This is a genomic window from Streptomyces sp. URMC 129, from assembly GCF_051386415.1.
GTDB lineage: Bacteria > Actinomycetota > Actinomycetes > Streptomycetales > Streptomycetaceae > Streptomyces.
Genome location: NZ_JBPQTQ010000036.1, coordinates 1 through 21,366, shown reverse-complemented (window position 1 = coordinate 21,366; position 21,366 = coordinate 1). Strand labels below are relative to the sequence as shown.

The following is a 21,366-nucleotide window of genomic DNA, read 5'->3' as shown; positions in this document are numbered from 1 at the left end:
CATGGACGCCCAGGTCATCATCGTCGGCGCGGGGCCGGTCGGCCTGATGCTGGCCGGTGAACTGCGGCTCGGCGGCGCCGGGGTGATTGTGCTGGAACGCCTGGCGACGCCGACCACCGAGTCCCGCGCCTCCACGCTCCACGCCCGCACCATGGAGATCCTGGACCAGCGGGGCCTGCTGGCCCCCCTGGGAACCCCGCCGCACGACCCGGTGAGCCACTTCGGCGGCCTGCCGCTGGACCTCGGCGGGCAGCCGTCCCGCTACCGGGGCCAGTGGAAGGTGCCGCAGGCGCGGGTCGAGGCCCTGCTCGCGGAGTGGGCCGGCGGCCTCGGCGCGGACATCCGGCGCGCGTACGAGGTCACCGGCCTGGTCGCCGGCGAGGACGGCGTCGAGGTCGAGGCCGCCGGCCCCGGCGGCCCGGTCCGGCTGACCGCCGCCTACGTCGTCGGCTGCGACGGGGAGGACAGCGTCGTGCGCCGCCTCGGCGGCTTCGGCTTCCCCGGCCACGACGCCACCCGCGAGCTGGTGCGGTCGGACGTCACCGGACTCGGCATCCGCAACCGCCGCTTCGAGCGGACCCCGAACGGGCTGGCCATCGCCGCCACCCGGGACGGCGTCACGCGCGTCATGGTGCACGAGTTCGGCCGCCCGCCCGGAGTGCGCGACGGCGAGCCCGAGTTCGCGGAGGTCGCCGGGATCTGGTCCCGGGTCACCGGCGAGGACATCAGCGGCGGCACCCCGATCTGGGTCAACGCCTTCGGCAACACCACCCGCCTGGCGGCCCGTTACCGCCAGGGCAGGCTGCTGCTGGCCGGCGACGCCGCGCACCGGCAGATGCCGGTCGGCGGCCAGGCCCTCAACCTGGGCCTGCAGGACGCGGTGAACCTGGGCTGGAAACTGGCCGCCGAGGTGACCGGCCGCGCCTCCGCCGGGCTGCTGGACACCTACCACACCGAGCGGCACGCCGTCGGTGAGCGGGTCCTGGGCAACATCGAGGCCCAGGCGCTGCTGCTGCTCGGCGGCGGCGAGGTCGACGCGCTGCGCGCCGTCACCGGCGAGCTGATGGGCCACGCGGCCGTCCGCGACCGCCTGGGCGCCATGATCAGCGGCCTCGACATCCGCTACGACATCGGCGGCGGACCCCTCGTCGGGGCCCGCCTGCCGCACCTGGACCTGGTGACGGACTCCGGGGTGACCAGCACCACCGCGCTGCTGCGCGGCGGCCGGGGCGTGCTGCTCGACCTGTCCGGCGACCCGGCGCGGTCCGCGGCGCTGACCGCGCTCGCCGCCGGCCGGGTGGACACGGTGACGGCCGCCGCCGCGCCCGACGCCCCGCTGGAGGGCCAGGAGACGGTGCTGCTCCGCCCGGACGGATACGTCGCCTGGGCCGGCGACCGCGCGGCCGACCCTTCCGCCGCTCTGGACCGCTGGTTCGGCGCCGCCCGCACGGCCGGCACGTCCCGTTGGCACGAGACACGGAAACGCGATTCCGAAGAGAGAGGCGGGCTGATGCCCAGCAAGATCAAGGCAACGAGTGAGGCCAGGAGCCCCGAACAGGCGCAGACCTGCGACGTGCTGATCCTGGGGTCCGGCCTCGCGGGTTCGGTGGCCGGGGCCTGCCTGGCCCGGCAGGGCGCGAACGTGGTGCTGGTCGACGCCGGGCAGCACCCGCGGTTCGCCATCGGCGAGTCGATGACGCCGCAGCTCGTGGAGTGGCTGCGCATCTGCGAGAAGCGCTTCCAGGTGCCGGAGATCGGCTACCTGCTGGACGCCAAGTCGGTCGCGAAGAACATCGGCCCGCACCACGGGCGCAAGCAGAGCTTCGGGTTCATCAAGCACAACGTGGGGCAGGAGCCCGACCCGGACGAGGCGACGATGTTCGTCATCCCGAAGGTGCTCACCGACGCCAGCCACCTGTTCCGCCAGGACACCGACCAGTTCTTCTTCAACGTCGCCGCCAAGTACGGCTGCACCACGCGCCAGAACTGGCGCGCGGCCGACCTGGACTTCGACGACGACGGGGTGACCGTCACCGGCCAGAACGGTGAGGTCTTCCGCGCCAAGTACCTGATCGACGCCAGCGGTTTCCGTTCCCCGCTGGCCGAGAAGTTCGACCTGCGGGAGAAGCCGGCCCGCTTCAAGCACCACGCCCGCTCGATGTTCACCCACTTCATCGACCTGAAGCCGTTCGACGAGGTGTCCCACCACCCGGTCAGCAAGCGCCCGCCGGCCAAGTGGCACGACGGCACCCTGCACCACCTCATCGACCGCGGCTGGTTCTGGATCATCCCGTTCAACAACCTCAAGGGGTCGGCGAACCCGGTGGTCAGCGTCGGTCTCACCATCGACGAGCGGACCTACCCCAAGCCCAAGGACATGTCGCCCGAGGAGGAGTTCAACAAGTTCCTCGACATGTACCCGGCCGTCAAGCGGCAGTTCGCCGGCGCCAAGCGGGTGCGCGAGTGGATCTCCACCGACCGGCTGCAGTACTCCTCGAAGCGGTCGATCGGCCACCGCTGGTGCCTGATGTCCCACGCGGCCGGCTTCCTCGACCCGCTGTTCTCCCGCGGCCTGTCCAACACCTTCGAGGTCGTGTACTCGCTGTGCACGCGCATCCTCGACGCGCTGGAGGACGACGACTGGTCGGAGGAGCGGTTCGAGTACGTCGAGCGACTGGAGCGGGGTCTGCTCCAGTACAACGACGACCTCGTCAACAGCTCCTACATCTCCTTCTCGCACTTCCGGCTGTGGAACGCCATGTTCCGCGTCTGGGCGGGCTACCTCACGCCGGGCGTCATCCGGCTGGTGCGGGCCGTGGGCGAGTTCGAGCTGACCGGTGACGACAAGTACCTGCGGGACCTGGAACACCCGCCGTACCCGGGCCTGTGGTTCCCCGAGAGCCACAACCTCAAGAAGCTGCTCGACCTGGCCGCCGAGACCTGCGAGAAGTACGAGGTCGGGGAGATCGACGGCGACACCGCCGCCGACATCATCTTCGACCAGATGCGCAAGGACCCGACGATGAACCCGGTCTTCGGCTTCAAGGACCCGGAGTCGACCCGCTTCATCTGGCCGACGTCGGCCGACATCGCCAAGTTCATGTGGTGGGCCAACACCAAGGCCCCCGAGGGCGAGATGCGGCAGATGGCCCGCCAGATGGTCAAGGTCGCCGCGCGCGCCACGGCGAAGGGCAAGCGGCTCATCTAGCCGGTTCCCGCACGGCCTTCGCCCGCACCGCCCTTCCCACGTGAGCAGCACACCGGAGCAGAAAAGGAAATGCGACTCATGGCCGACACCATGGCCTCCGCACCGGACCGGGCGGCCCCGACCGCCCCGCTGTCCATCTCGGACCTGGAACTGAACACCAACCCGTTCATCAAGGCGTTCATCCGGTTCAACGTGTACATGTACTCGAAGCCGCCCCGCAAGGGGCAGCTCGCCTTCAGCAAGCTCGGCCTGAAGATGCACATCGCCCTGTACAAGGCGTCCAAGGGCAAGATCATGGGCAAGTTCGGCGATCTGGACGGGATGCTGATCACCACCCTGGGCCGCAAGTCCGGCCTCAAGCGCACCGTGCCCGTCGGCTACATCTACGACAAGGGCCACTTCTACTCGATGGCCGCGCCCGGCCACTTCGACGTGCCCGGCGGCCCGAAGGGCAAGCACCCCGGCTGGTTCGTGAACCTGCGGGCGACGCCCGAGGCCACCATCAACATCGGCCCGGAGACCATCGAGGTCGTCGCCGAGGAGCTGAAGGGCGAGGAGCGCGACATGATGTGGGAGCGCTTCTGCGAGGTGTTCCCCTTCATGCGGTACTTCCAGTCCCGGTCCAGCCGGCTCATCCCCGTGGTGCGGATGACGCCCAAGGACATGCTCCCCGCGAAGGAGATGTGACGATGCCTCAGGTCGCGCACCTCGACCCGTCGACGCCCATGCCCGCCCAGCTGCGGGAGAAGACCGGGCCCGTCGTCCTGGTCAACACGTTCTTCGTGCCCCGCGAGGTGACGGACGAGTTCCTGGAGCTGTGGGCGCAGGACGCCCGCGTCATGAAGGCCCAGCCCGGCTTCGTCTCCACCCAGATGCACCGGGGCACGGCCGGCAGCCAGCTCCTGGTGAACATCGCGGTCTGGGAGTCCACCGAGGCGCTCGCCGCCGCCCACGCCAACCCGGAGTTCCGCAAGGCCTCCAGCCGGCTGCCCGAGGGCGTGATCGCCCACCCGCACGTCTTCGAGAAGATCGCGGTCGAGGGCGTCTGCGTCGCGTAACACCGCTGACGCACGGGGGGCGGTGCCGCCGGGCACCGCCCCCCGCCGCTGTTGTCGACCGCGCACGATCCATACAGGGAGTCATGGTGTCCGTCAAAAGACGACTGGCGCGCTTCAACCGCCTTGTCGCCAATCGCATCATCGGGCAGGTCATCTCGCGCATGCCGGGCTTCGGCGCCGTGTACCACCGCGGTCGCAAGTCGGGGCGCCAGTACCGCACCCCGGTCAAGGTGTTCCGGGTGGGCGACAAGTTCATCCTCTCGCTGCCCTACGGACCCGATTCCGACTGGGTGAAGAACGTGGTGGCCGCCGGCGAGTGCGAGCTGCTGACCCGCTGGCGGAAGGTGCGCCTGGTCGAGCCCAAGGTGTACGTGGACACCGTGCAGGCCGACATCCCGCGCCCGCTGGCCGCCGCGCTCAAGAAGATCAAGGCGTACGACTTCATCGAGCTCCACGTGGCCGGGGCCGCCGGAAAGCCCTGACCCCGCCACCGCCCCGCGTCCGTCACCGAGCCACGCCCCGCTCCGGGGCCGGGCCCCGCTCCGCGTCCTGCCCGGGGTCACCGGCGAGCCGGACGTGGGCCAGCTTCTCCGGGTTGGTCACGGCGTAGATCTCCTGGACCCGGTCGCCGCCGGGCGCGAGGTCCATGACGACCACCGCGAACGGCGTGTCGCCGGAGAACACCACGGCCGACTCGTCGTCGCCCACCCGCCCGTAGCGGACCGTGAGGTCCGCGGGCGGCCGGGAGGCGTAACCGGCCATGAGCCGGGCCACCTTCTCGGCGCCCCGGACCGGACGCACCGCCGCCGACCGCACCTTGCCGCCGCCGTCGGTCCACATCGTGACGTCCGGCGCGAGCAGGTCGAGCAGCGAGCCGATGTCGCCGCCGAGCGCGGCGGCCACGAAGCGCTCGGTGACCTGCCGCTGCAGCGCCGGGTCGGCCCGGAAGCGCGGCCTGCGGGCGTGGACGTGCTCGCGGGCCCGGCGGGCCAGTTGCCGCACGGCCGGGGAACTGCGGCCCAGGATCTCCGCGACCTCGGCGTGGGCGTAGCCGAACACGTCGTGCAGCACGAACACCGCGCGCTCCAGCGGCGACAGGGTCTCCAGCACCACCAGCAGCGCCATCGACACCGACTCGGTGCGCAGGGCGCGGTCCCCGGCGTCGGAGGTGTCGGCGACCAGCGGCTCGGGCAGCCACGGCCCGACGTACGCCTCGCGCCGCCGGGTGATGGCCGCCTGCCGGGCCAGCGCGTGGTTGACGGCGATGCGCACCAGGTAGGCCCGCGGATTGCCGATCTCCGGTGCCGACGGCCGTGCGTGCGCGCGGGCCCACGACAGCCACGTCTCCTGCAGCACGTCCTCGGTGTCCGCGACGCTGCCCAGCATGTTGTAGACGATCGAGAACAGCAGCTCCCGGTGGCCGACGAAGACGCGCGTCGCCGCGTCGACGGACGTGTCGGCCGGGTCTGCCGCCGGAGTGTCGGACATCGTGCTGCCTTTCCTGCGGCGCGCCCCCGCGCGGGAGGGACGGCGCCCACCGGAGGGTGACGTGCGCTCCGGCGAGCATAGCGGCCCCCCGTGACCTCGGCCGACCGCTTCCCCGCACCCCTTCATCCCCCCACAGCACCCCCAACGGCGGACCTTTTCTCGTACCGGGAGGAACACGACAGCATGAACACAACCACCACGGACTCGCAGGCGCCCGAGCCGTACGACGTCGCGATTCTCGGCGCGGGCATGGCCGGCGGCATGCTGGGCGCGGCGCTGGCCCGCAACGGGGTCAAGGTCCTGCTGATCGACGCGGGCGTCCACCCCCGCTTCGCGGTGGGGGAGTCGACGATTCCGTACACGTCGTCGATGACCCGGATCATCGCCGAGCGCTACCAGGTGCCGGAGATCGAGCCGCTGGCCAGTTTCCAGGGCATCCAGGAGACCGTCGGCCGGATGAGCGGCCGGAAGCAGAACTTCGGCTTCGTGTACCACCAGGAGGGCCGCCCCCAGGATCCGGAGCAGATCAACCAGTTGGTCGTCCCGGAGTGGCAGCGCACCGAGAGCCACCTGTTCCGGCAGGACATCGACAGTTACCTGTTCAACGTCGCCGTCCGCTACGGTGCCGAGCCGCGCACCAACACCCGGATCAAGGACATCCTGATCGAGCCGTCCCTCGGTGTCCTGCTCCGGGCCGACACCGGCGAGGAGTTCCACGCCAAGTACCTGGTGGACGGCAGCGGCTTCCGTTCGCCCGTGGCCGACGCGTTCGGGCTGCGCGAGACCCCGACCCGCGCGCGGACCCACTCCCGCACGATCTTCACCCACATGATCGGCGTCACCCCGTTCGACGACGCCGCGGCGGCCAAGTCCCACGACCAGCCCAGCCCATGGCACCACGGCACCCTGCACCACGTCTTCGACGGCGGCTGGCTGTGGGTGATCCCGTTCGACAACCACGACGGGTCGCTCAACCCGCTGTGCAGCGTCGGCCTGACGCTGGACCCGCGGAAGTTCCCCAAGCGGGAGGGCGTCGGCCCGCAGCAGGAGTTCGACGACTTCCTGCGGCGCTTCCCGGAGATCGCCGAGCAGTTCACCGCGGCCAAGGCCGTCCGCCCGTGGGTGGCCACCGGCCGCCTGCAGTACTCGTCCACCACGACGGTCGGCGACCGGTACGTCCTGACCGCGCACGCCGCCGGCTTCATCGACGCCCTGTACTCGCGCGGCCTGACCAACACGCTGGAGGTCGTCAACGCCCTGGCGTGGCGCCTGATCGAGGCGTCCCGCGACGACGACTGGTCCACCGAGCGGTTCGCGTACGTGGACCGTCTCCAGCAGGGCCTGTTCGACGTCCACGACGACCTGGTCTTCTGCTCCTTCGTCGGCTTCCGGCACTACGACCTGTGGAACGCCGTCCTGCGGGTGTGGGAGTCGACCAGCATCCTGCCGACGGTCACCATCGACCAGGCGTACCGGCGGTACCTGCAGTCCCGCGACGACCAGATCTTCCGCGACCTGGAGAAGCGGGACGTGCCCGGCCTGCCGGCCGCCGTCGGCGCGGACATCAACGGGCTGCTGACGTTCGCCCGGGAGACCTGCCTCGCCGTCGAGGAGGGCTCGCTGGCGCCCGACGAGGCGGCCTCGCGCCTGTTCGCCCGCCTGCAGGAGGCGGCGTTCCTCCCGGCGCCGTTCGAACTGGGCTCGCCGGCCAACAAGTGCTTCAACGCGACGCAGGAGATCGTCGGGAAGGCCGTGCAGTGGGCCGCCACCGACGCTCCGGAGAACATCGCCGCGCTCTTCCGTCCCTGAGGGCGGGCCGTCGTCCGGCCCGCACCCGGGCGGCCCTCGGACCCCGCACCCACCCCTCCCGGGTGCGGGGTCCCTCCGGCGTGTCAGGGGTCCGTACCGGGCACGGGGAGCCCAGGGGCTGAGCCGGGGGAGCGGTGTCCCGTCCGGCGGCCGGCGGCCGGAGCCGACGGCGTAGCATGCTGCCGCAGTCGAGCCGCCTCCCACCTGACTCCCAAGGACACCAGGAGATCTCCCGTGACCGGTTCCGCACCGACCTCGGACCTCACCGGCTGGCGCAGCGCCCCCTTCACCGGGGCCTCACTCACCCACGACGTCTACGAGAAGGGCACCGGGCCGGGCGTCGTGCTGATGCCGGAGATCCCCGGCATCACGCCCCATGTCCTCGGTCTGGCCGACCACTTGGTGGAGCAGGGCTTCACCGTCGCGATGCCCTCCCTGTTCGGCAGGCCGGGCCGGCCCGAGACGCCGCTGTCCTTCATGGGCGCGTTCGCCAGGCTGTGCGTCTCCTCGGAGTTCCGCGCCTTCGCCCTCGACGCGCGTCGCCCGGTGGCGGACTACATCCGCGCGCTGGCCCGCGACCTCAACGCCCGCACCCCCGGACCCGGCGTGGGCGTCATCGGCATGTGCTTCACCGGCGGGTTCGCCCTGGCGGCGGCGGTGGACGACGCGGTCCTGGCCCCCGTCGTGAGCCAGCCGACCGTCCCGTTCCCGTTCGGCGGCGCCCGCAAGGCCGACCCCGGCCTGTCGGAGGAGGAGCTGACCGCCGTCGCGGCCCGCGCCGGCGGCGAGAACCTGTGCGTGCTGGGCCTGCGGTTCAGCGAGGACGGCATCAGCCCGCGGGAACGTTTCACCACCCTGCGCGCGCGCCTGGGGGACGCCTTCGACGTCATCGAGCTGGACTCCCGCAAGGGCAACGCCGCCGGCTTCGCGAAGGGCGCCCACCAGGTCCTGACCGCCGAGGTGCGCGAGGAGCCGGGCCACCCGGCGCTGGCCGCCCGGGAACGCGTCGTCGCGTTCCTGCGCGAAAGGCTCGCGGGAACCGCCGCCTGACACTCGCAACGTCCCGGCAGAGTTCCTGACACGTCGCGTTTATATCCCGTCAGCCAAGCGTGTGACATACGTCTCAGCGGTCGCCGGGATGTCACACGCACCTGGGCCATGGCCCTCTTGGGGGCATGGACCTGAATCCGCGCGGTCGGGAAGCTGACCCCGACGCGCGCGGCGACGAGACCGTGAGCGCCATTGCCGCCCACGGCAAGGAGGATTTGTGTTGAGGAAATGGCACGGCAACCCGTGGGCGATTCTTGCCGTTCTCTGCCTCGGGTTTTTCATGACCCTGCTGGACCTGACGATCGTGAACGTCGCGATCCCGGATCTGACGGATGACCTGGACGCCTCGCTGGACGATGTCCTGTGGGTTGTCAACGCCTACTCTCTCGCCCTGGCAACGCTGATCATCACCGCCGGACGCCTGGGCGACCTGCGCGGAAAGAGGAACATATTCCTCGCCGGCGTGGCCGTGTTCACCATCGCCAGCCTGGCCTGCGGCCTCGCCCAGGACCCCACCCAGCTCATCGCGTTCCGCGCGGTGCAGGGTGTCGGCGCCGCGATGCTGATGCCGCAGACGCTGTCGATCGTCGCCGACGTCTTCCCCCCGGAGAAGCGCGGCGCGGCCCTGGGCATCTGGGGCGCGACCGGCGGTGTCGCCGGCGTCGTCGGCCCCACGCTGGGCGGTGTGCTGACCACCCACCTCGACTGGCGGTGGATCTTCTACATCAACATCCCGCTGGGCCTGCTCGTGCTCTTCATGGGCCTGCGGGTCATGCCGGTGACCGGCCGCATGGTCAAGCACCGGTTCGACATCCCCGGCGTGGCCCTGGCCTCCGCGGCCCTGTTCTGCCTGGCCTTCGGCCTCACCGAGGGCGAGAAGTACGACTGGAACGGCGGCATCTGGGCGCTGATCGGCGCCTCCGGCGTCCTGTTCCTGGTCTTCCTGGCCTACGAGCGCACCCAGCAGGACAACGAGCCGCTGGTCCCGTTCTCCCTGTTCAAGGACCGGAACTTCTCCATCGTCAACTTCATGGGCATCGCCGTCTCGTTCGGCGTCATCGGCTTCTTCCTGCCGACCACCATCTACATGCAGTCGGTGCTCGGCTTCAGCGCCCAGAAGACCGGCCTGGTGCTGCTGCCGCTCGCCCTGGCCACCATGATGGTCGCCGGCCCGGCCGGTGTGCTGTCGGAGAAGTTCGGCGGCAAGTACGTGCTGACCGTCGGCCTCGGCGGCTTCGCGGCCGGCCTGACCTGGCTCGTCGCGTCGGCCGAGACCGACAGCGAATGGACCACCTTCATCGGCCCGCTCCTGGTCATCGGCGTCGGCGTCGGCTGCACCTTCGCCCCCATGGCCTCCGAGGTCATGCGGAACGTCCCGCCGCACCTGACCGGCGCCGCCTCCGGTGTGAACAACGCGCTGCGGCAGGTCGGTTCGGTGCTGGCCGGTGCCGTGATCGGCGCCGTGCTCCAGGCGCAGCTCGCCTCCTCGCTGGTGGAGGAGGCGGAGAAGGGCGCCGAGGCGCTGCCGCCGGAGTTCCGTGACGGCTTCGTCGGCGGCTTCGAGGAGGCCGGCGACGAGGGCCTGGACGTGGGCACCGAGCAGGGCACCGAACTGCCCGACGGCATCCCCGCGGACATCGCCCAGACCATCCAGGAGCTGTCCGGCCAGGTCTTCGGCAACGGCTTCGTGGACGCCTTCGGTCCGACGGTGATGGTCTCCGCCGGCATCCTGCTGGCGGGCGCCCTCGCCACGTTCGTCCTCAAGGGCGGCGCGACCCCCAGCGGTCACGGGCACGGCATGCCCGCCGCCCAGCCGCAGCCGGAGAGCGGCGAGAGCGCGGCCGTTCCCGGCTGACCCCGCCACCGGTCCGGCCGACGCCGGTCCGGCCACCGGCCCCACCCCCAGGCCGTGACCGGGGGACTGGCATTCACCCGCCGGTCCTCCCGGTCACGGCCTGGTCCGCTTGCCGGGAAATCACAGGGTTGACACCGGGCTTGAGAGCGTGTCACGCTTTTTCCGGCGCTCGAAGTATGCCTGTTTGCAGGCCGGTTCGCGCACTTCACTCGAAAAGATCCGCGAAATGGCGCCGCTTCCCGTACAGGCTTCCGATCGCAGGCCGGACGAATTCCCGTTTCCGGCCGCTCACTTGGTATTCATCCGGCGCGCATTCACACGCCGCGTTCTTTCCGCCGCCGCCGGGAGCCGCCGGGCACATTCCCGCATCGCCGCGGCCGGTCCGCTAGCTCGCTCATCAGGAGGGCGTCATGACGGAGAAGGCAGGAAGAGTCATCCACCTGGATGACGTCAGGCCGATCAACTACGGCGGCGGCGAGGAGACGCGCATCCTGCTCCGCGCCGAGGACACCGGCGGCGCCTACTCGTTCTACGAGGTGTTCATGCCGCCCGGCGAGGGCTCGCTCTACCACGTCCACGAGGCCATGGACGAGACGTTCTACGTCATCGAGGGCGAGTTCGAGATCAAGATCGACCAGGAGATCCACAAGGCGCCCGCCGGGACCCTGGTGTACGGGCCGCGCGGCGTGGCCCACTCCTTCTTCTGCGTCTCCGAGCGGCCCGGCAAGATGCTCTGCACCACGACTCCCGGCGGCATCGAGGTGTTCTTCGAGGAGCTGAGCGCGCTGCTGGCCTCGGACACCCGCCCCGCGTGGGAGGACCTGCGCCGCCTGGGCGAGCGGCACGGCATCGTCGCCCACCCGCCGCAGGGCGGCCCGCACGGCGGCCCGCCGGCCGACCCCCGGTAGCGGACACGACGTCGAGCGTGGCCGCGGACCGGACGCCACGGCCCGTCGGCCGCGCTCATTCCCTTCTCTTCTGGAGGTGACATGGCAGCGGCCGACGGCCTGCCCATGGAAGCGATCGTCATGGCCGATGTCGCGATCGTGCTGCTCGCGGGGGCCGTCATGGTCAGGCTGAGCAGACGGCTCCACCAGCCTCCGGTGGTCGCCGAGATCGCCACCGGCATCATGCTGGGGCCGAGCGTGCTGGGGCTGCTGCCGGGCGACCTTCCCGCGCGCATCTTCCCGGACGGCGGCCTGCCCATGCTGTCGGCCATCGCCCAGGTCGGTCTGGTCCTCTTCATGTTCCTCGCCGGGTGGGAGCTCGACCTCACCCGGCTGCGGGGCCAGGGCAGAACGGTGGGCAGCATGGCCGGGCTGGCCATGGCCGTCCCGTTCGTCCTCGGCCTGGGCGCCGCCGCGCTGCTGTTCGGCGCCCACGGGGCCGACGGCGTCAGCGCGCTGTCCTTCGTGCTCTACCTGGCGACGGCCTTCTCCATCACCGCCTTCCCGGTGCTGGCCCGCATCATCAGGGACAGCCGCCTGTCCCGCACCCGGGTCGGCACCATGGCCATGGCCTGCGCGGCCATCGGCGACGTGGTCGCCTGGTGCGTGCTGGTCCTGGTGGTCGCCATCGCGGACGCCAGCGGCGTGGGCCAGTTCGTCACCGTGGTCGCCTGGACCGTCGCCTACGGAACGGGCATGGCGCTGATCGTGCGGCCGGTGCTGCACCGCGTGGTGCGGCGGGCGGCCCGGCGCGGCGACACGGCCTCGCTGCTGATCCTGATCGTCTCCGGGGTGTTCCTCTCCTCGTACGCGACGTCCTGGATCGGCATCCACGCCATCTTCGGCGCCTTCGCGTTCGGGCTGATCATGCCGCACGACCCCGGCGGGGCGGCCGAGTTGCACGAGCACGTCGCCACCCCCCTGGAGCGGGCGGCCGGGATCCTGCTGCCGGTCTTCTTCGTCATCACCGGCCTGTCCGTCGACATCGGCGCGCTCGGCACCGGCGGACTGCTGTCGCTGGCGCTGGTCGTCGGCGCCGCCGTGGTCGGCAAGTTCGCCGGCGCGGCGATCCCGGCCCGGCTGTCGGGGATGAGCTGGCGGGAGGCCGGCGCCTTCGGCGCGCTGATGAACACCCGCGGCCTGACGGAGATCGTCATCCTCGACATCGGGCGCGAACTCGGCCTCATCGACGCCGAGATGTTTACCATGATGGTGGTGATGGCCCTGCTGACCACCACCATGGCCGGGCCCCTGCTGCGCGTCCTGCGCGTCGGCCCCGCGGCGCCCGGGGCCACCGGCCCCCCGGCCGCCCCGGCTCCGGACCTGGCCGCCCACCTGGACGCCGTCGCCTCGGGCACCGGCCGCGTGCCGGAGACCAGGGGCCCCGCCTGATCCGTCGCGCGACCCACCGCGCGACCCGTTCCTCCAGCCAACCGCAACGGACCCCAAGGGGGATGCGCGTGACCACTACGGACCCCGAGGCCCTGCACCGGGCGAAACCGGTCGAGGGAAGGACCCTGCGCGACGTGTGCGGGCACTTCGTCACCGGCGTCACCGTCATCACCGCGGGACGGGGGGAGACGGCGGCCGGTACCACGGTCAACTCGTTCACGTCCGTCTCGCTCGAACCGCCGCTGGTGCTGTTCTGCCTGCACAACGAGTCGCGGCTGCGCCCGGTCGTGCAGGGCGGCGGCGCCTATGTCGTCAACTTCCTCTCCAGCCACCAGGAAAAGCTGGCCCGCGCCTTCGCGGGCAAGTCCACCGCCGCCATCACGGACGTGGCCCACCACGCCTCCGTGACGGGGGTGCCCGTGCTCAGCGAGGCGCTGGCGTTCCTGTCCTGCCGGCTCGTCAACGCCTTCGACGGCGGCGACCACACCATCTTCGTCGGCGAGGTCGTCGAACTGGGCGTCCCGCGGCAGGCCCAGGAGCCGCTGATCTTCTTCCGCGGCTTCCTCGGCGCGCTGGAGGAGGAGCCGCGCGGCGTCCACCCGATCTTCGACGGCTGACCCCGGCCGCCGCCGGCCCCAGTGCCGCGCCGGCCGGGGCCCGCCCCGTCGCGGCGCGCCCGGACGTCGTCCCCGGGGAACGAGAGCGATCCGGCGCCCTGGCGACCGCCCGCACCGCACGCCGCTCCTCGACGGGCACACCCTGACCGACGCGGCACCAGACCATCCACGACCCAGGGGGTACATGTGACCGCAGCGGACACCCAGGCGCCACAGCAGGCGCGGCCCGTCGCGGGCCGCACGCTCCGCGACGTGTGCGGACTCTTCGTCACCGGTGTGACCGTGATCACCAGCGGAACCGGGGAGGCGGCGGCCGGTACCACGGTCAACTCGTTCACGTCCGTCTCGCTCGAACCGCCGCTGGTGCTGTTCTGCCTGCACAACGAGTCGCGGCTGCGCTCGGTGGTGGAGACCACCGGCGCCTACGCCGTCAACTTCCTCGCCAGCCACCAGGAGAAGACGGCCCTCGCCTTCGCGGGCAAGTCCACCGCCGCCATCACGGACGTGGCCCACCACGCGTCGGTGACGGGGGTGCCGGTGCTCAGCGACGCCTTGGCGTTCCTGTCCTGCCGGCTCGTCAACGCCTTCGACGGCGGTGACCACACCATCTTCGTCGGTGAGGTGCTCGAACTCGGCGTGCCACGTCAGTCGCAGGAGCCGCTGATCTTCTTCCGCGGCTTCCTCGGCGCTCTGGAGGAGGAGCCGCGCGGTGTTCACCCGATCTTCGACGGCTGACCGGACCGTTCTCGTCACCGGGGCGACCGGCACGGTGGGGCGCGCCCTCGTGGCGTCCCTGCTGGCCGCCGGCGCCCCGGTCCGGGCCGTGACCCGCGACCCGCTGACCGCGCGGCTGCCGGGCCGGGCCGAGATCGTCGCCGGCGACCCCAACACGCCGGACACGCTGGCCGACGCCCTCGACGGCGTCGCCGCCGTCTTCGTCAACCCGGCCGCCGCCGGTGAGTTCACCGGCCGGCTGCTGGCCCTGGCCCGCGCGCGGGGAGTGCGCCGCGCCGTGCTGCTGTCCTCGGCGGCGGTCCGCGACGAGGCCGCCCAGGACGCCGATCCGCTGGTGTTCTGGCACCGGCTGCTGGAGGAGACGGTCACCGCCTCCGGCCTGGGGTGGACGATCCTGCGGTCCTCCGAGTTCGCCGCCAACGCGCTGACGGCGTGGGGGCCCGGCATCCGCGCCGCGGGCGTGGTCCGCGAGACCCACGCCATGGCCGCCGCGGCACCCGTCCACGAGCGGGACGTCGCGGACGTGGCCGCCCGGCTGCTGCTCTCCGGCGAGCATACGGGACGGACGCTCACGGTGACCGGGCCCGAGTCCCTCACCCGCCGCCGCATGGTCCGTGTCGTCGCCCAGGCGATCGGGCGGCCCGTCCGGTTCGAGCGGATCCCGCGCGAACAGGCCGTCCGGCACCTGATGGCCGTGCGTCACCTGCCCGAGGGCATCGCGGAGTCGGTGCTGCGCCTCCAGGAAGAGGCGGTCGGCCGGCCCGCGTTCGTCACCTCCGAGGCGGAACGGATCACCGGCCGCCCGGCGCTGACGTTCGCCCGGTGGGCGGCCGACCACGCCGCCGACTTCGCCCGCGTTCCCGCGCAGGCCCCCTCGCCCGCGCCGGTGTCCCTGACCGTTCCCGACCGCCCCACCGTGGGCAGTGGAAGGTAGCACCCGATGCAGCTCGAAAGCCTGGACCCCGCGACGCCGTTGCCGGTCCAGCTCCAGGAGAAGACCGGCCCCGTGGTGCTGGTGAACACCTTCGTCGTGCCCGAGGGAAAGATGGACGAGGTCATCGCGGCCTTCCGGGCCGACGCCGCGTTGCTCAGGAGCCGGCCCGGCTTCCTGTCGGCGCAGATCCACCGGGGCACGGCCGGCAGCAACCTGCTGCTGAACGTGGCGGTGTGGGAGTCCACCGAGGCGCTGGCCGACACCCTCGCCGATCCCGCGTTCCAGCGCGGGGCCCACCGGTTCCCTGAGGGGGTGCGCGTCCTGCCGCATGTCTACGAGCGGATCGCGGTGCCCGGCGTCTGCGTGGCCTGAGCGACGGACGTCATACCGGCGTCCGGACGTCCGGTGATCACACAGAATTCTCCGGACAGTTAGTTCCAGGGTCTCCTGTGCTGGCGTTGTGTCCAACTAGACTGCGTCTACCGCTCGTTGAGCGCAGCACGACCACAGCACCATGCCCGCGCACCCAATGACGCCGTGCGTGTGGTTGCCCCCGCACGCGTTGTCGTTCCGCTGTGCCGGGCCTGCGAACCACCGGATGGGCGCGACCCCGGGAATCTGACGTTCCGGATAGCACGTTACGCGGGGATGTCCCCACCGTGCAATACCTCCCGGTCGGCTTCGGGCACGGCTTTCCGCCGGGCAGTGTCCCTTTGGCATGCCCTGGCGGCGGACGGCGACGTCCCGCACTGTGAACGAAAGGACTGATCCGTGACGTTCGCTGCCGCCGCGGTCCCCCCGATCGCGCACCATGAGCTGCTGGTACTGCTCACCCAGGTCGGCGTCCTGCTCCTCCTCGCCATGCTGCTCGGCCGCCTGTCGGAGAGACTGGGCATGCCCGCCATCGTGGGCGAGCTGTCCGCCGGCGTCATCGTCGGCCCCTCCCTGATGTCCAACCTCTTCCCGGACCTGGGAGGCTGGCTCTTCCCGCAGGACCCGGGCCAGATGCACCTGCTCGACGCCCTCGGTCAGCTCGGCGTCATCCTGCTCGTCGGCTTCACCGGCATGCACCTGGACCTGAAACTCGTACGCCGCCAGGGCCGTCGCGCCGCCACGGTGAGCGCGGCCGGACTGGTCCTGCCGCTGGGCCTGGGCATCTGGCTCGGCTTCCTGCTGCCCGGCTCGCTCCGTGAGGACGGTGCCGACCAGGCCGTCTTCGCGTGCTTCGTCGGCGTCGCCATGTGCGTGAGCGCGATCCCGGTCATCGCCAGGACGCTGATGGACCTGAAGCTGATCCACCGCAACATCGGCCAGATGATCCTCGTGGCCGGCACCATCGACGACGCCGTCGGCTGGGTCCTGGTCTCCCTGGTGGCCGCGATGGCGACCGCCTCCGGCCTCAGCGGCGGGGACGTCGCCACCGCGCTCGGCCACCTCGCCATCGTGCTCCTGGTGACGCTCACCGCCGGCCGGATCATCGTCCGCCGCGCCATGCAGTGGGCCATCCGCTCCGGCGTGCGCGGGCTGCCCATCGTGACCGCCGTCGTGCTGACCATCCTGGCCGCGGCCGGCACGCACGCCCTGGAACTGGAGGCCGTCTTCGGCGCCTTCCTGTGTGGCATCCTCATCGGCTCCGCCAAGGACGTGGACGTCAAGCCCCTGGAGCCCCTCAACACCACCGTGGTCACCGTGCTGGCCCCGCTCTTCTTCGCCACCGCCGGTCTGCGCATGGACCTCACGGCGCTCGGCGATCCGGAGATCGCCCTGTGGGCGCTGGCGGTGGTCGCGATCGCCGTCATCGGCAAGTTCGTCGGAGCCTTCATCGGCGGCATGTTCAGCAAGATGGACAAATGGGAGTCCCTCGCCCTCGGCGCCGGGATGAACGCCCGTGGCGTGATCGAAGTCATCATCGCCATGATCGGCGTACGTCTCGGGCTTCTCACCGTCGAGATGTACAGCATCATCGTGCTCGTCGCGGTGCTCACCTCCGTCATGGCCCCGCCGCTGCTGCGGCTGGCCATGTCCCGGGTGGAGCACACCGCGGAGGAGGATCTGCGTGAGCTGAGGGTGCTGGAGCTCCAGGGCATGTCGTCCGACAAGGACCCCACCGCGTAACACCCAGTGGAAGGACGTCACATGTCCGCGACCGAGCGCACCGCTCACCGCCGGGAACCGGCGGCGACCAACCTCGACCAGCCGCAGCTCTCGGTGGTCGCGATCTTCGTGACGGGCCCCGGCACCGTCCAGCGGGCCGGGGAGGCTCCCCGGCGTGAGACGGCACCACCTCAGCAGATCGCCTGGACCGCCGAACAGCAGGCGGAGTACCAGGCGATCCTGACCCAGGTGCGGGACCGGTTCGCCCAGCCGGGCCGGAACCGCTTCCTGGCCCGCGACGGCCGCGCCGGGGTGCTTCCGCTCACGGCCGCCTGACGGCCGCCACCGCCCGGCCCCGAGGGAGTCCCCCCTTCGGGGCCGGGTCATGCGGCCCGTTCCTAGCGGGCGTCCGCCGGGTCCCGGTCCTCCTCGTCCGCCGCCGGGTCCTCGGCCAGGCGGACGCGGGAGAGCTTGTCGGGATTGGTGACGGCGTACACCTCGCGGACCTGGTCCCCTTCAGGGGTCAGGTCCATCACGACCACCGCGTAGGGCGAGTCGCCGGAGAACACCACGGCCGACTGGTCCCCGTTGACGTGCATGTAGCGCACGTCGAAGTTCTTCGGCGGCCGGGAGGCGTACCCCGCCATCAGGCGGGCCACCTTCGCGCGGCCCTTCACCGGCCGCAGCCCCGCCGAACGGGTCTTGCCGCCGCCGTCCGTCCAGAACGTGACCTCCGGCGCCAGCATCTGCATCAGCGCCGCGATGTCACCGCCCAGCGCGGCCTCCACGAACCGCTCGGTGATCCGCCGCTGGAGATCCGGGTCGGCCTGGTAGCGGGGCCGCCGGGCCTGGACGTGCTCCCGCGCCCGGTGCGCGAGCTGCCGCACCGCCGAGGGCGTGCGGCCGAGGATCTCCGCGATCTCCGTGTGCGCGTACCCGAACACCTCGTGCAGCACGAACACCGCCCGCTCCAGCGGCGTCAGCGTCTCCAGCACCACCAGCAGCGCCATCGACACCGACTCGGTGCGCACGGCCTGCTCGGCGGCGTCGTCGGCGTCGGAGGCGTCGGTGATCAGCGGCTCGGGCAGCCACGGGCCGACGTAGGTCTCGCGGCGGCGGCTGATCGTCGCCTGGCGCGCCAGCGCGTGGTTGACGGCGATGCGGATCAGGTAGGCGCGGGGATTGCCGATCTCCGGCGCCGTGGACTGCCCCGACTTGCGGGCCCAGGACAGCCAGGTCTCCTGGAGGACGTCCTCGGTGTCCGCGACGCTGCCCAGCATGTTGTAGACGATGGAGAACAGCAGTTCACGGTGGCCGACGAACACGCTGGTCGCGGTCTCGACGGACGGATCGGCCGGGTCTGCTGCCGGTGTGTCGGACATGGTGTGCCTCCCCTGTGACGTGCTCCGCAGATGAGAGGGCCACCGGACACCCGGATGTGACATCGCGACGGCGGATCGCGGGAAATGTGGCCTGCGTCTCACCCCGGGCCGCCGATGTCACATCCACGACGTCAGCTTCCTCTTGGCAGGAGGGAGCCGAGCGTGAGTATGCGGACCGCCAACTGTGAACGGTCCCCGTACACCCGCGGGTTCCGCCGCCGCAGAACCGATGAACCGATGTCCACAGAAGGGACAGCGCGCATGATGGCTGACGCGCAGCAGGACCACATCAACTTCGACGTCATGTTCGCGACGCACAACGCCTTCCGTCGCGACCTGGAGCGCCTGGAGGCCGCCGCCGTCGCGGGCAAGACCGACACCCCCGAAGTCCGCGCCGGCTGGGAGAACTTCAAGCACCAGCTCCACATCCACCACACCGTCGAGGACGAGCGCCTGTGGCCGACGGTCCAGAGCAAGGTGGGCGACAAGCCCGAACCCAACGAGCTGCTGCGGGAGATGGAGGCCGAGCACGGCCAGCTCGACCCCGTCCTCACCGCCGTCGACCAGGCGCTGGCGACCAAGTCCCCCGACCTCATCGACAGGATCAAGGAACTCGGGGCCGTGCTCGGCGACCACATGAAGCACGAGGAGGAGGCGGCGCTCCCGCTCATCCAGGAGACGTGCACCAACGCCGACTGGAAGAACTTCGCGGCGGGCATGGCCCGCGCCCAGGGGATCAAGGGCGCCGCGGTCTACATCCCGTGGATCCTCGACAGCATCTCGCCGGCCGAGCGCCAGAAGTTCCTGGTCAACATGCCCCCGCCCGCCCGCGCTCTCAACAAGCTCTTCTGGGAGTCCCGTTACCACAAGAAGCAGCTCTGGAAGTTCTGACCGGAGCCGGTGCCGGAGCCGCCACCGATACCGACACCGGCACCCCACGGATCCCACCACTGAGCCTGCGGGGCGCGTTCACGTAATACCGGCCCCGTCGTGTCCCCGGATACCTTGTCCCCACCGGGGGCCGGCGCGGGCCGGACGGCCGTACCCACCCCATGCGACAAGGAGCAGTGACCCGCGGATGACCACGCCCACTCTCGACGCCTCGCCCGGTGTACGACACATCACCCTCGACGCCGGGAGCGTGACCCTCTCCGGCCTCCTCATCGAGCCCGACGGCCCGCCCCGCGCGACCGTCGTCGCCCTGCACGGCGGCGGCATGAGCGCCGGCTACTTCGACGGCCAGGCCCACCCCAGCACCTCCCTCCTCGCCCTCGGCGCGAGCCTCGGCTACACCGTCCTCGCCGTGGACCGCCCCGGCTACGGCCACTCCGCCGCCCAGCTCCCGGAGGGCGCCACCCTCGCCGAGCAGTCCGCGGTGCTGCACGCCGCCCTGGACGACTTCGCCGCCCGGTACGACACCGGCGCCGGGCTGTTCGTCCTGGCCCACTCCTACGGCGGCAAGCTCGCGCTGACGGCCGCCGCCGACGACGCCGACGACCGCTGGCTCGGCATCGACATCTCCGGCTGCGGCCACCGCTACGCCGCCCGCCTGGACCAGCTCCCCACCGACCGGCGCCACCCCGGCCACTGGACCCTCAACTGGGGCAAGCTCAGCCTCTACCCGCCCAACACCTTCCGCTTCAGCACCCACCTGGTGAAGCCCATGCCGCCCCGCGAGCGGCAGGAAGTCGCCCGCTGGGCCGAGCTCTTCCCCGGCGTCGCCGCCCGCGTCCGCGTCCCGGTCCGGCTCACCTTCGCCGAGCACGAGACCTGGTGGCACCACGACGAGGAGACCGTCGCCGACCTCACCGCCCGGCTCGCCGCCCCCCGCGTCCTCGTCGACCGCCAGCCGGACACCGGCCACAACATCAGCCTCGGCTGGGCCGCCCGCGCCTACCACCTGCGCGCCCTGGGCTTCCTGGAGGAGTGCATCGCCCAGCGCGAGTCGGCCGTTCCCGTCCCCGCCCGGGTGTGACCGAAAGCGCCATGAAGAAGATCCTCACCACCACGTTCCGCTCCCTGTCCGTCCGCAACTTCCGGCTCTTCGCGGGCGGACAGGTCGTCTCCGTCGCGGGCACCTGGATGATGGTCGTCTCCCAGGACTGGCTCGTGCTCGGCATGACCGACGACTCGGGAACGGCACTGGGCCTGGTGACGGCACTCCAGTTCACCCCGCTGCTCCTGCTGACGCTCTACGGCGGGAAGCTCGCGGACCGGTACGACAAGCGGCTGCTGCTCACCGTCGCCAACGTGGTTTCCGGCGTCCTCGCCCTCGCGCTGGGCCTGCTGGTGGTCGCCGGTGCGGTCGAGCTCTGGCACGTCTACCTCTTCGCCCTCGGGCTGGGCACCGTCAACGCCGTCGAGGTGCCCACCCGCATGGCGTTCGTCAGCGAGATGGTCGGCGCCGACCTCCTGCCCAACGCGTCGGCGCTGTCCGCGGCGTACTTCAACGTCGCCCGCGTCGTCGGCCCCGCGATCGCCGGCCTCCTCATCACCGCCTGGGGCACGGGCCCGGTGATGCTGATCAACGCCGTCAGCTACCTCGCCACGGTGACCGGCCTGCGGATGATGCGCACCGAGGAACTGCTGCGCGACGGCCGCGCCGCCGCCCGCGCCGGCGTCGTCGACGGCCTGCGCTACATGCGCGGCCGACCCGACCTGATGCTGCCGATCTCGCTCGTCGCCGTGATCGGCCTGTTCGGCCTCAACTTCCAGCTCACCGTGCCGCTCCTCGCCAAGACGGTCTTCGACGCCGACGCCACCTCCTTCGGCCTGCTGACCACCTCCCTGGCCGCCG

At 71.4% G+C, this 21,366-nt stretch carries 20 protein-coding genes; 18 read left to right on the top strand and 2 right to left on the bottom strand.

Annotated elements, in window-relative coordinates:
- Nucleotide 1: 1 nt before the first annotated feature.
- From ACSNOC_RS10335 to ACSNOC_RS10320, 4 genes are all read left to right on the top strand, one after another.
- On the top strand, nucleotides 2-3,208 hold the full coding sequence (locus ACSNOC_RS10335; RefSeq protein WP_436747020.1) for an FAD-dependent monooxygenase: 3,207 nt from the start codon (nucleotides 2-4) through the stop codon (nucleotides 3,206-3,208).
- A gap of 78 nt (nucleotides 3,209-3,286) precedes the next feature.
- Nucleotides 3,287-3,895: a nitroreductase/quinone reductase family protein gene (locus ACSNOC_RS10330; RefSeq protein WP_436747019.1), complete on the top strand. Its 609-nt coding sequence runs from the start codon at nucleotides 3,287-3,289 to the stop codon at nucleotides 3,893-3,895.
- A gap of 2 nt (nucleotides 3,896-3,897) precedes the next feature.
- Nucleotides 3,898-4,266 (top strand): antibiotic biosynthesis monooxygenase family protein, encoded by a 369-nt coding sequence (locus ACSNOC_RS10325; RefSeq protein WP_436747018.1) that lies wholly within the window; start codon nucleotides 3,898-3,900, stop codon nucleotides 4,264-4,266.
- Nucleotides 4,267-4,349: 83 nt separating this feature from the next.
- The gene (locus ACSNOC_RS10320) at nucleotides 4,350-4,748 is read left to right on the top strand and encodes a nitroreductase/quinone reductase family protein (protein ID WP_436747017.1); all 399 of its coding nucleotides are present in this window, start codon (nucleotides 4,350-4,352) and stop codon (nucleotides 4,746-4,748) included.
- Between the two features lie 22 nt (nucleotides 4,749-4,770).
- On the opposite strand, the gene sigJ (ACSNOC_RS10315) is transcribed toward ACSNOC_RS10320, so the two are convergent.
- A complete protein-coding gene (gene sigJ / locus ACSNOC_RS10315; RefSeq protein WP_436747016.1) occupies nucleotides 4,771-5,754 on the bottom strand; it encodes an RNA polymerase sigma factor SigJ in 984 nt (327 codons plus the stop codon).
- Nucleotides 5,755-5,937: 183 nt separating this feature from the next.
- Here sigJ (ACSNOC_RS10315) and ACSNOC_RS10310 point away from each other — a divergent pair, with 183 nt between their 5' ends.
- From ACSNOC_RS10310 to ACSNOC_RS10260, 11 genes are all read left to right on the top strand, one after another.
- Nucleotides 5,938-7,563, top strand: a complete 1,626-nt coding sequence (locus tag ACSNOC_RS10310; protein WP_436747015.1) for an NAD(P)/FAD-dependent oxidoreductase — start codon at nucleotides 5,938-5,940, stop codon at nucleotides 7,561-7,563.
- Between the two features lie 234 nt (nucleotides 7,564-7,797).
- Entirely contained in the window at nucleotides 7,798-8,613 is an 816-nt protein-coding gene (locus ACSNOC_RS10305; RefSeq protein WP_436747014.1) for a dienelactone hydrolase family protein, read from the top strand.
- Between the two features lie 217 nt (nucleotides 8,614-8,830).
- Nucleotides 8,831-10,468 (top strand): DHA2 family efflux MFS transporter permease subunit, encoded by a 1,638-nt coding sequence (locus ACSNOC_RS10300; RefSeq protein ID WP_436747013.1) that lies wholly within the window; start codon nucleotides 8,831-8,833, stop codon nucleotides 10,466-10,468.
- A 410-nt stretch (nucleotides 10,469-10,878) separates the two neighbouring features.
- Complete coding sequence (locus tag ACSNOC_RS10295) at nucleotides 10,879-11,376, top strand: cupin domain-containing protein (RefSeq protein WP_436747012.1); 498 nt, start codon at nucleotides 10,879-10,881, stop codon at nucleotides 11,374-11,376.
- 81 nt (nucleotides 11,377-11,457) lie between these two features.
- Complete coding sequence (locus ACSNOC_RS10290; RefSeq protein ID WP_436747011.1) at nucleotides 11,458-12,807, top strand: cation:proton antiporter; 1,350 nt, start codon at nucleotides 11,458-11,460, stop codon at nucleotides 12,805-12,807.
- 68 nt (nucleotides 12,808-12,875) lie between these two features.
- Entirely contained in the window at nucleotides 12,876-13,424 is a 549-nt protein-coding gene (locus ACSNOC_RS10285; RefSeq protein WP_436747010.1) for a flavin reductase family protein, read from the top strand.
- A gap of 186 nt (nucleotides 13,425-13,610) precedes the next feature.
- A complete protein-coding gene (locus tag ACSNOC_RS10280; RefSeq protein ID WP_436747009.1) occupies nucleotides 13,611-14,159 on the top strand; it encodes a flavin reductase family protein in 549 nt (182 codons plus the stop codon).
- Entirely contained in the window at nucleotides 14,134-15,093 is a 960-nt protein-coding gene (locus ACSNOC_RS10275) for an NAD(P)H-binding protein (RefSeq protein WP_436747008.1), read from the top strand. The genes ACSNOC_RS10280 and ACSNOC_RS10275 overlap by 26 nt, the downstream gene beginning before the upstream one ends.
- Nucleotides 15,094-15,099: 6 nt before the next feature.
- A complete protein-coding gene (locus ACSNOC_RS10270; protein WP_436747007.1) occupies nucleotides 15,100-15,465 on the top strand; it encodes an antibiotic biosynthesis monooxygenase family protein in 366 nt (121 codons plus the stop codon).
- A gap of 399 nt (nucleotides 15,466-15,864) precedes the next feature.
- Nucleotides 15,865-17,208, top strand: coding sequence for a cation:proton antiporter (locus ACSNOC_RS10265; RefSeq protein ID WP_436747006.1), 1,344 nt, complete (start codon nucleotides 15,865-15,867; stop codon nucleotides 17,206-17,208).
- 21 nt (nucleotides 17,209-17,229) lie between these two features.
- Complete coding sequence (locus ACSNOC_RS10260; RefSeq protein WP_436747005.1) at nucleotides 17,230-17,523, top strand: hypothetical protein; 294 nt, start codon at nucleotides 17,230-17,232, stop codon at nucleotides 17,521-17,523.
- Nucleotides 17,524-17,585: 62 nt separating this feature from the next.
- On the opposite strand, the gene sigJ (ACSNOC_RS10255) is transcribed toward ACSNOC_RS10260, so the two are convergent.
- Nucleotides 17,586-18,569, bottom strand: a complete 984-nt coding sequence (gene sigJ, locus ACSNOC_RS10255) for an RNA polymerase sigma factor SigJ (protein ID WP_436747004.1) — start codon at nucleotides 18,567-18,569, stop codon at nucleotides 17,586-17,588.
- Nucleotides 18,570-18,830: 261 nt separating this feature from the next.
- Here sigJ (ACSNOC_RS10255) and ACSNOC_RS10250 point away from each other — a divergent pair, with 261 nt between their 5' ends.
- From ACSNOC_RS10250 to ACSNOC_RS10240, 3 genes are all read left to right on the top strand, one after another.
- Nucleotides 18,831-19,460: a hemerythrin domain-containing protein gene (locus ACSNOC_RS10250; RefSeq protein ID WP_436747003.1), complete on the top strand. Its 630-nt coding sequence runs from the start codon at nucleotides 18,831-18,833 to the stop codon at nucleotides 19,458-19,460.
- A 187-nt stretch (nucleotides 19,461-19,647) separates the two neighbouring features.
- Entirely contained in the window at nucleotides 19,648-20,544 is an 897-nt protein-coding gene (locus tag ACSNOC_RS10245) for an alpha/beta hydrolase (protein WP_436747002.1), read from the top strand.
- 11 nt (nucleotides 20,545-20,555) lie between these two features.
- The coding region (locus ACSNOC_RS10240; protein ID WP_436747001.1) for an MFS transporter at nucleotides 20,556-21,366 on the top strand (811 nt) is incomplete at its 3' end.